This window comes from Nonomuraea rhizosphaerae, assembly GCF_019396405.1.
Classification (GTDB): domain Bacteria; phylum Actinomycetota; class Actinomycetes; order Streptosporangiales; family Streptosporangiaceae; genus Nonomuraea; species Nonomuraea rhizosphaerae.
Genome location: NZ_JAHKRL010000112.1, coordinates 1 through 8,082 on the forward strand (window position 1 = coordinate 1; position 8,082 = coordinate 8,082).

Here is an 8,082-nt window from a genome sequence, read left to right on the forward strand (position 1 = left end):
GAGCTGGCCGGCCAGCTCGGCGAGCAGGGCCGGGTGGTGGTCCTCCAGGGCGTCCCCGGCACGTCGGCCTCACGCGAGCGCGGTCAGGGGTTCGCCGAGGGCATCGCGGCCTACCCGGAGATCCAGGTCGTGGCCAGGCGGTCGGCCGGGTTCGACCGCGCCAAGGGGCTTACCGTCATGACGGGCCTGCTGCGGGCGCATCCCGGCATCAGCGGCGTGTTCGCCGAGAACGACGAGATGGCCCTGGGGGCGATCAAGGCGCTGGGCGACAGGGCGGGCGGAGACGTCGCGGTCGTCGGCTTCGACGGCACGCCCGCCGGGCTGAAGGCGGTCAGGGCGGGCACGATGGCCGCCACCGTCGTCCAGCAGCCCGCCCTGATCGGCCGGCAGGCGGTCTCCGCCGCGGTCAAGGCGGCCAGGGGCGAGCGGATCGACCCGGCCGTGGGCGTACCGGTGAAGGTGGCGACCGAACGGAACGTCTCGGAGTTCACCCGGAGCTCCTGAGGAGGTCAGTTGCGCGGGGTGAGCACCCAGTTCCACTCGCCCTTGCTGCGGTTGACCTTCGCGGTGAGCGGGACGGTCCGCGAACCGTCCACGCTGACCAGCACCAGCCCGTTGTCGAACTCGTTGCCGCAGGCTTTCGCGCAGCCGAGCGCGATGACGTGCTCGTCGTCGGCCCACGCGAGGAGCTGGAGGACCCTCTGGGTGCCGGCGACCGCGCCGGTCTCCCGGTCGGTGATCTTCGTCGGCAGGCCGTCGTCGCCGAGCACCAGCCTGCCGTTGGGGGAGAGCCTGGTGATGCCGTCATGGCTGAGGTAGGCGTCGTCCTTCGGCGCGTCCACCTGCTTGCCGTCGCGGTCGAGGTAGATCCTGGGCTGCCTGCCCAGGGAGGTGGGCTGCCAGATCAGCGACCCGTCGAGGCTCCAGCCGAGGTCCTGCCGGACGTTCACGTTGTTCTCGGCGTACGGAGGCAGCGCGCGGTAGCGGACCTCCGATGTGGCGATGTCGATGACGTAGTAGCCGATACGTGTCGACTCAGGCATCGACTGGGAGTTCTCCCCCATGACCTGCCAGCGGTCCGGATACTCCGAGTAGGCCGTGGCCAGCAGCTTGGTGCCGTCGGGCGACCAGGACACCGAGCCCACGGCGTGCTCCAGGTCGATCGTGTCGAGGAGCTGCCGGGTGTTCATGTCGAGAACGCCGATCCGCTTGCCGAGCAGGTCGCCCTCGACCACCGCGGCGAGCTGGAGCCCCGGCGCGGCGTCCACCCAGGCCCACGAGGTCCGCTCGTAGGTGTCCGTGCGCGGGTCGTACAGCGACCAGACGCGCCGGGCACGCTCCCAGTTGCCCTCCAGCTTCTCGATCTCGGTGGTGTAGTACGCGGACAGCGCCACGTTCCCGGCCGCGACCAGCTTGCGCGGCGGCGCGTTCTCCTCGTCGCCGCGCACGTCGGTCGAGGTCACCGCCGGCCGCACCGGGACGCTGACGCCGGTCGCCGGGCGCACGGCGGTGTTGTCGCCGCCCATGCCGAAGGCGAACACGGCGACGACCGCCGCCAGCCCCACCGCCAGCCCCGCCGCCAGCACTGTCGCCCCGATGGGCAGCCAGGAGCGCCTGCGCAGCGCCCGGTCCGCCAGGTCGTGCGGCACCCGGGCCTCCCCGGCCCACTCCCGCAGGGTGTCGCGTAGCAGTCGGGTCATGATGCGGCCTCCAGTTCCGCGGCCAGCTCGGGGGCTATCCGCCGGAGCCGGGCGAGCGATCGGTGCGTGGTGCTCCTGACCGTGCCGACCGAGCAGCCGAGCGCGCGGGCCACCTCGTGGTCGGGCAGGTCCTCGAAGTAGCGCAGCACCAGTACGGCGCGCTGCTTGGGGGTGAGCCTGGCCAGCGCGGCGCGCAGCACCAGGCGCAGCTCGCTCTGATGGGTGCGGTCGGCTCCCGGCAGGTCCGGCGGCGTGGCCTGGACGACCTCGCCGCGCCGCCCGGCCGCGCGCCACCAGCTCACCTGCTGGCGGTACATGATCTGCCTGGCGTACGCCTCGGGCGCCTCCACCCGGCGCCATCTGGCCGCCAGCTTCGCCAGCGCGGTCTGCACCAGGTCCTCGGCCCCGTGCTGGTCACCACCGGTGAGCAGGAACCCCAGCCGCATCAGGGCCGGGGAGCGCGAAGAGACGAACTCGCGGAAGCCTTGCTCGTCCGCGGCGTCCACGGCCACCTCCCGTAGTTGGATCGACATCCTTCAGACGCCGGCGCCCCCTTCCCGCTATGCCTGCGTCCGGGAGAAAGTTCTCCCTGAACCGGATAAGTTGCCCTTGACCGCAGCCCTTGCCGCTCTGAAACTGCGCTAGTGAGTGTCCTACAGTATGAGCAGATAACCGGTTCATTAAGGGGCTCCCGTGAAGCGACCCACGATCGCCGACATCGCCAGCCGAGCCGGGGTCTCCAAGGTGGCCGTCTCCTACGCGCTCAACGGGCAGCCCGGCGTGTCGGAGGCGACCCGCGCGCGGATCGTCGCCATCGCCGAGGAGATCGGCTGGCGCCCCAACAGCGCCGCCCGGGCGCTCAACGGGGCGCGGGCGCACACCGTGGGGCTCGCGCTCTGCCGTCCGGCGCGGATCCTGGGCGTGGAGCCGTTCTTCATGGAGCTGATCAGCGGCATCGAGGGTGAGCTGGCCGACCGTTCGTACGCGCTGATGCTCCAGGTCGTGGCCGACCACCGCCAGGAGATCGAGGTCTACCGGCGCTGGTGGGGCGAGAGCCGCATCGACGGCGCGTTCCTGGTGGACCTGCGCTACACCGACGCCAGGGTGGCGGCGATGGAGGAGCTCGGCATGCCGGTCATGGTGATCGGCCACCCGTCGGAGGCCGGCTCGCTGCCGGCGGTCTGGTCCGACGACGGCGAGGCGATCCGCGAGACCATCGGCTACCTCGTCGCGCTCGGGCACCGCCGCGTCGCGCGCGTGGCCGGGATGGCCGACCTGGTGCACACCGCGCTGCGCGACCGGTCGTTCGAGGAGTCGTGCGCCGGCGCGGCCGAGCACGTGACCGTGCACACCGACTACACGGGCGAGGAGGGGGCCAGGGCGACCAGGCGGCTGCTCAGCTCGCCGGAGCGGCCCACCGCGATCGTCTACGACAACGACATCATGGCGGTGGCCGGCCTGTCGGTCGCCCAGGAGATGCGGCTCGACGTGCCGCGCGACCTGTCCATCGTCGCCTGGGACGACTCGCCGCTCTCGCAGGTCGTGCGCCCGCCGCTCACCGCGCTCACCAGGGACATCCCGGCGTACGGCGCGCACGCGGCGCGGCGGCTGCTGGCCCTGATCGCGGGCGCGACGGTGCCGCCGTTCGAGGACCAGGCCGCCAGGCTGACCCCGCGCGGCAGCACCGGGGCCGTGCCGGTCCCGGCATAGGGCGCCGCCGCTCCTTACTGGATGGTGCGCCAGGTCTGCTCGACCACCAGCTCGCGACTGCGCCAGCCCCCGCCGTCGCGCAGCATCCGGTGGTGGTACCAGCCGCCGCCCCGCAGCAGTCCCTTGGCGTCGGCGGCGATCAGCTCCCGCGACGGGGAGAGCGTGTCGGTGAACGGCGCGCTCACCTGAGCCCCGTCCCGGCCGGACAGGTCCGGCTCGAAGCGGACGCGCGCCGTGCCGATCAGGTGCATCCGCCCCGGCCAGTCCGACAGCACGCCGGCCAGCCAGTCCTTGACCTCCGCGCGGGAGCCGTTGATGCCGCCCGTCGCGCGGTAGTCGATCACGGCGTCGTCGGTGAACACCTCGTCGAACAGGTCCCATTCGCCGCTGTCGACGGCGTAGCCGTAGCGGGCCAGCAGGTCGGCGATCTGGAGGCGGTCGGCGATCTCACGGTCGTCCATGCGCCGATCCAACCAAACGCTTGGTTCAAGCGCCAGATCAGTGCGCGTGGGCGTACTCGTCGCGCCGCCGCAGCATCACCAGCAGCATGAGCGGGAACATCGCCACGTGCGCGGCCATCATCAGCCCCATCCCGTCGATGACGCCCATCCACAGCAGCGGGAACAGCGGCACGACCGGCACGAACATGGCGGCGCACATCTCCAGCGTCCCCGCCCAGTCGTGACCGCGGAAGCGCATCCAGACGGCCATGCCGACGGACATGTTGAACGCCATCAGCAGATAGGCCAGCTCCGGTTCCTGGTCGTGGGAGAAGCCGAGCCCGACGGCGTCGGCCAGGAAGCCGAGCGCGAACATCCCGGCGAACATCGCGATGACCATTTCCACGTAGTGCCACGCGAAGCGGCGCCAAGAGCGGTTCATGCGACCACTGTCCCGCCCGGGGCCGGGCCGGCGAAGCATACCGGGTGGCCAGGTCCGGAAACTTGGGATCCCGGTCCTTCCGTCATAGGGTCGGGAACATGAGCCCACGACGGGTGGTCGTCGTCGCCTACGAGGCGGCCGAGCTCCTGGAGATCGCCTGCGTCACCACCGCCCTGGTGAACGCCAACTACTACGCCGAGGTCCCCCTCTACGAGGCGACGGTGGCCACGCCCGGCGGCAATCCCATCACCTGCTCCAGCGGCCTGGTCCTGCCGGCGCAGCAGACGCTCGAACGGGTCAACGGCCCGCTCGACACGATCATCGTCGTGGGCGGCATCGGCTCCTGGGACGCGGCCGAGAACCGGCTGCTGCTCGCCCACATCCGCCGCCTGGCCCGGGAGAGCCGCCGCGTCGCGTCCGTGTGCACGGGCAGCAGCGTCCTGGCCGCGGCGGGCCTGCTCACCGGCCGCCGCGTGACCACCCACTGGCAGTGGGCGCGTGACCTCGCCGTACGGCACCCCGAGGTGACCGTCGACCCCGACCCGATCTTCATCCGCGACGGCAACGTCTACACGGCGGCCGGCGTCACCAGCGCCCTGGACCTCACGCTGGCCTTCATCGAGGAGGACAACGACGCCGACCTGGCCAGGCAGGTGGCCCGCGGCCTGGTGACCTACCTGCAACGGCCGGGCAACCAGGCGCAGATGAGCATCTTCACCCAGGCGCCGCCGTGCGAGGACAGGCTGGTCAGGCAGATCATCGACCACGTCACCACGAACCTCGACGGCGACCTGGCGGCCGGCACGCTGGCGATGCGCGCGGGCGTCAGCGAGCGGCACCTGACCCGGCTGTTCTTCAAGAACCTGGGCCAGACCCCCGGACGCTTCGTCAGGCAGGTCCGTACGGAGGCCGCCGCGCACCTGCTGGGCTCGACCACGCTGCCCCTGGCGAGCGTGGCCGCCCGCTGCGGCTTCGGCACGGCCGAGACGCTGCGCCAGGCGTTCGTCGACCGGTACGGGATCCCGCCGTCGCGCTACCGGCTGACGCAGCGATCCGCCTAGCCATTCGCCGGTCGCAGGCGGCTTTTGTGGAAGCTTGTGGAGGTTTAACCGGCTTGTCGTTAGGTAGCCGACCACCATGACACGGAACCGCCGGACGCCCGTCCTGCGATCGGGCGCCCGGGGCATGATCGGCGCGATGTCGATGTCCGGCCTGAGGCAGCTGTCCACGGCGCTCGGCCTGCCGCACAAGGACACCGACCTGAAGGAACGCGCGGCGCTGCTCGTCGACCACCTGCTGTACGGGGTCGTGGTGGCCGCCTCACCCTGGCCGCACCAGGACCGTTAGGAGAGCGCCGTGAGCGGGACGCACGAGATGATCATGGTGGGCGTCTCCGACTCCGGCACCGAGGAGTGGCTGTGCCCCCGATGCGGCCGTCGGACGCTGCTGCGCCGGGGGCCCGACCACGAGAAGGTCGTCCTCGACGTCGGCGACGCCCTGGCCGTCCACTTCGGCGGACGCGAGCGGATCCGCACGGGCGTCGCCGAGATCGTCCCCGACGTGCGCGAATGCGACGTCGAATGGCTGCGCGGCCTCGGCATCGACTGGCACGGTCAGAAACGCTGACCGATATCCGCCCTTGAACGGCCGATTACCCGGCTTCAACCATCGCGATAGCGGCGAGAACAACCCCGAAGGGTCGATCACCTCGGGGAGGCATGCGTATGCCGGTCAACGTCACCGTCTGGAGCGAGAACTACCACGAACCAAGGGAGGAGGACGTACGCCTTCGCTACCCGGACGGCATCCACGGCGCGATCGCCGCGGGCCTGACCGAGCGGCTCGGCTCACGCGTACGGGTGCGCACCGCGATCCTGGAGGACCCCGAGCACGGCCTGTCGGAGAAGGAGCTGAACGAGACCGACGTGCTCACCTGGTGGGGCCACATGGCGCACGAGGAGGTGTCCGACGAGGTCGTGGAGCGGGTACGGCGCCACGTGCTCGGCGGCATGGGCCTGCTGGTGCTGCACTCCGGCCACTTCTCCAAGGTGTTCCGCTCCCTGATGGGCACCTCCTGCACGGTCAACTGGCGTGACGCCGGCGAGCGCGAGCTGGTCTGGACGACCGCCCCCGGCCATCCCATCGCCGAGGGCGTGCCCCGGCCGCTGGTCATCGAGCGGCAGGAGACGTACGGCGAGCCGTTCGGCATCCCGGAGCCGGACGAGCTGGTGTTCGTCAGCAACTTCAGCGGCGGCGAGGTGTTCCGCAGCGGCTGCTGCTACCGCCGCGGCCTGGGCCGGATCTTCTACTTCAGCCCCGGTGACCAGGGTTATCCCGTCTACCACCACCCCGACGTGCGGCGCGTGCTCGCCAACGCCGTGCTGTGGGCCGCGCCCACGGCGGGCGCCCATGAGCCCCTGCGCAACGCCCACACCCCCATCGAGTGGTAGGAGCCACCATGACGTTCGACCTTGTGGAAGGCGACCGGCCGCTGCGCGGGGTGGTCGTCGGCGCCGGGTTCATCGGCGGCCAGTGGGCGCCCGAGTTACTGGCGCACCCGCAGACCGAGCTGGTCGGCTGGGTGGACGTGGCCGAGGAGCGCGCCCGCGCCTCCGCCGACGCGCTCGGCCTGGAGGACCTGCCCGTCAGCTCCTCGCTCACCGCCGTGCTCGACGGCGAGGAGCCCGACTTCGTCGTCAACTGCACCGTGCCCGAGGCCCATCGTGAGGTGACCGTCACCGCCCTGGACCGCGGGGTGTCGGTGCTGAGCGAGAAGCCGATGTCGATCACCATGGACGAGGCGCGCGTCATGGTCAGGGCGGCGGACCGGTCGCGGCGGCTGTTCGCGGTCAACCAGAACCGGCGTTTCCTGCCGAACCTCGTCGCCTTCCGCAGGACCGTGGCCGAGCTGGGGCCGCTCGGGGTGATGACGTCGGAGTTCTTCATGCCGTACAAGGGGGTGGCGTTCCTGTCCTCGCTGGAGCACCCGCTGCTGCAGGACATGGCGATCCACCTGTTCGACGCGGCGCGGGCGGTGTCGGGGGCCGATCCGGTCAGCGCGTACTGCGAGTCGTTCCGGCCGCCGTGGACGTGGTACCCGGGCGCCTGCTCGGCCACGGCGATCTTCGAGATGACCGGCGGCCTGCGCTACACCTTCACCGGGAGCTGGTCGGCGCCCGGCCACGCGACGTCGTGGACCGGGAGCTGGCGGGTGGCCGGCTCGTACGGCACCGCGCGCTGGGACGGCGACGGGCGGCCCACGGTGGAGGCGGCCAAGGGCCACAAGGTGCGCAGGCACCGGCCCGAGCCGGACCGCTACCCGGGGCGGACCAGGTTCAGCGGGCTCGCGGAGGGGCTGGAGGAGTTCGTGACGGGGCTGCGCACCGGGCGGGCGCCCCAGGGTGAGTGCCACGACAACATCCGCAGCCTGGCCATGGTGACGGCCGCGCTGGAGTCGGTCCGCACGGGGGCCAGGGTGGCGGTGGCGTTCGACGTCTGAGCCCGGTCGGCGGCGCACGCGGGGCATCCGGCCGGTCACCAGCACGTCCTGGGCGTCCGGCCGGTCACCGCCGCGCCGGACGTCCGATCACCAGGGCGCCAGCGGGTTGGGCACGCGCGCCCACTGGTCGCCGAGCGGGCCGCCGTCGAGCTGCATCACCGTGTGCGCCTTGACGGGCAGCTCGGCGGCGAACAGGGCGGCGCGGTCGGCACGGGTGTCGGCGGTGACGGGCAGGTCGTCGAACGCCTCGGCGGGCGCCGCCGCCACCGCCGCCCACCGCCGCGGCCCCCC

11 protein-coding genes and 1 pseudogene are annotated in these 8,082 nt (G+C 71.9%); 7 read left to right on the forward strand and 5 right to left on the reverse strand.

Annotated features, from left to right (window positions below; translation table 11 throughout):
* Positions 1-504, forward strand: a 504-nt coding sequence (locus KME77_RS05590; protein ID WP_219462614.1) for a substrate-binding domain-containing protein, incomplete at its 5' end; no start/stop codon positions are given.
* Between the two features lie 5 nt (positions 505-509).
* On the opposite strand, the gene KME77_RS05595 is transcribed toward KME77_RS05590, so the two are convergent.
* Together KME77_RS05595 and KME77_RS05600 are read right to left on the reverse strand one after the other, a co-directional pair.
* Complete coding sequence (locus KME77_RS05595; RefSeq protein ID WP_219462616.1) at positions 510-1,700, reverse strand: selenium-binding family protein; 1,191 nt, start codon at positions 1,698-1,700, stop codon at positions 510-512.
* Positions 1,697-2,233 carry a SigE family RNA polymerase sigma factor gene (locus tag KME77_RS05600; protein ID WP_219462617.1) on the reverse strand — a complete coding sequence of 179 codons (537 nt, stop codon included), beginning with the start codon at positions 2,231-2,233 and terminating at the stop codon, positions 1,697-1,699. The genes KME77_RS05595 and KME77_RS05600 overlap by 4 nt, the downstream gene beginning before the upstream one ends.
* Positions 2,234-2,393: 160 nt before the next feature.
* Between KME77_RS05600 and KME77_RS05605 the strand changes: the two genes are divergently transcribed.
* Positions 2,394-3,410, forward strand: coding sequence for a LacI family DNA-binding transcriptional regulator (locus tag KME77_RS05605; protein ID WP_219462619.1), 1,017 nt, complete (start codon positions 2,394-2,396; stop codon positions 3,408-3,410).
* A 14-nt stretch (positions 3,411-3,424) separates the two neighbouring features.
* Here KME77_RS05605 and KME77_RS05610 read toward each other — a convergent pair whose 3' ends face one another.
* The gene (locus KME77_RS05610) at positions 3,425-3,871 is read right to left on the reverse strand and encodes a nuclear transport factor 2 family protein (protein ID WP_219462620.1); all 447 of its coding nucleotides are present in this window, start codon (positions 3,869-3,871) and stop codon (positions 3,425-3,427) included.
* Positions 3,872-3,908: 37 nt separating this feature from the next.
* On the reverse strand, positions 3,909-4,292 hold the full coding sequence (locus tag KME77_RS05615) for a hypothetical protein (RefSeq protein ID WP_246609218.1): 384 nt from the start codon (positions 4,290-4,292) through the stop codon (positions 3,909-3,911).
* Between the two features lie 98 nt (positions 4,293-4,390).
* On the opposite strand from KME77_RS05615, the gene KME77_RS05620 reads away from it, so the two are divergent.
* The 5 genes from KME77_RS05620 (at position 4,391) to KME77_RS05640 (ending at position 7,791) form a co-directional block, all read left to right on the forward strand.
* Positions 4,391-5,353: a GlxA family transcriptional regulator gene (locus KME77_RS05620; protein WP_219462624.1), complete on the forward strand. Its 963-nt coding sequence runs from the start codon at positions 4,391-4,393 to the stop codon at positions 5,351-5,353.
* A gap of 76 nt (positions 5,354-5,429) precedes the next feature.
* On the forward strand, positions 5,430-5,639 hold the full coding sequence (locus KME77_RS05625) for a hypothetical protein (RefSeq protein WP_219462626.1): 210 nt from the start codon (positions 5,430-5,432) through the stop codon (positions 5,637-5,639).
* Positions 5,640-5,648: 9 nt separating this feature from the next.
* On the forward strand, positions 5,649-5,918 hold the full coding sequence (locus tag KME77_RS05630; protein ID WP_219462628.1) for a hypothetical protein: 270 nt from the start codon (positions 5,649-5,651) through the stop codon (positions 5,916-5,918).
* A gap of 92 nt (positions 5,919-6,010) precedes the next feature.
* Positions 6,011-6,742, forward strand: coding sequence for a ThuA domain-containing protein (locus KME77_RS05635; RefSeq protein ID WP_219462631.1), 732 nt, complete (start codon positions 6,011-6,013; stop codon positions 6,740-6,742).
* Between the two features lie 8 nt (positions 6,743-6,750).
* The gene (locus KME77_RS05640; protein ID WP_219462632.1) at positions 6,751-7,791 is read left to right on the forward strand and encodes a Gfo/Idh/MocA family protein; all 1,041 of its coding nucleotides are present in this window, start codon (positions 6,751-6,753) and stop codon (positions 7,789-7,791) included.
* 87 nt (positions 7,792-7,878) lie between these two features.
* On the opposite strand, the pseudogene KME77_RS05645 reads toward KME77_RS05640, so the two are convergent.
* Positions 7,879-8,082 (reverse strand): annotated as a pseudogene (locus KME77_RS05645) (hypothetical protein); the annotation flags it as partial.

Bases quoted from the DNA above. Each gene is read 5' to 3' on its own strand.
- KME77_RS05635 (WP_219462631.1), top strand. From the start codon at position 6,011: ATGCGTATGCCGGTCAACGTCACCGTCTGGAGCGAGAACTACCACGAA.
- KME77_RS05625 (WP_219462626.1), top strand. From the start codon at position 5,430: ATGACACGGAACCGCCGGACGCCCGTCCTGCGATCGGGCGCCCGGGGC.
- KME77_RS05615 (WP_246609218.1), bottom strand. From the start codon at position 4,292: ATGAACCGCTCTTGGCGCCGCTTCGCGTGGCACTACGTGGAAATGGTC.
- KME77_RS05620 (WP_219462624.1), top strand. From the start codon at position 4,391: ATGAGCCCACGACGGGTGGTCGTCGTCGCCTACGAGGCGGCCGAGCTC.
- KME77_RS05610 (WP_219462620.1), bottom strand. From the start codon at position 3,871: ATGGACGACCGTGAGATCGCCGACCGCCTCCAGATCGCCGACCTGCTG.
- KME77_RS05595 (WP_219462616.1), bottom strand. From the start codon at position 1,700: ATGACCCGACTGCTACGCGACACCCTGCGGGAGTGGGCCGGGGAGGCC.
- KME77_RS05640 (WP_219462632.1), top strand. From the start codon at position 6,751: ATGACGTTCGACCTTGTGGAAGGCGACCGGCCGCTGCGCGGGGTGGTC.
- KME77_RS05600 (WP_219462617.1), bottom strand. From the start codon at position 2,233: ATGTCGATCCAACTACGGGAGGTGGCCGTGGACGCCGCGGACGAGCAA.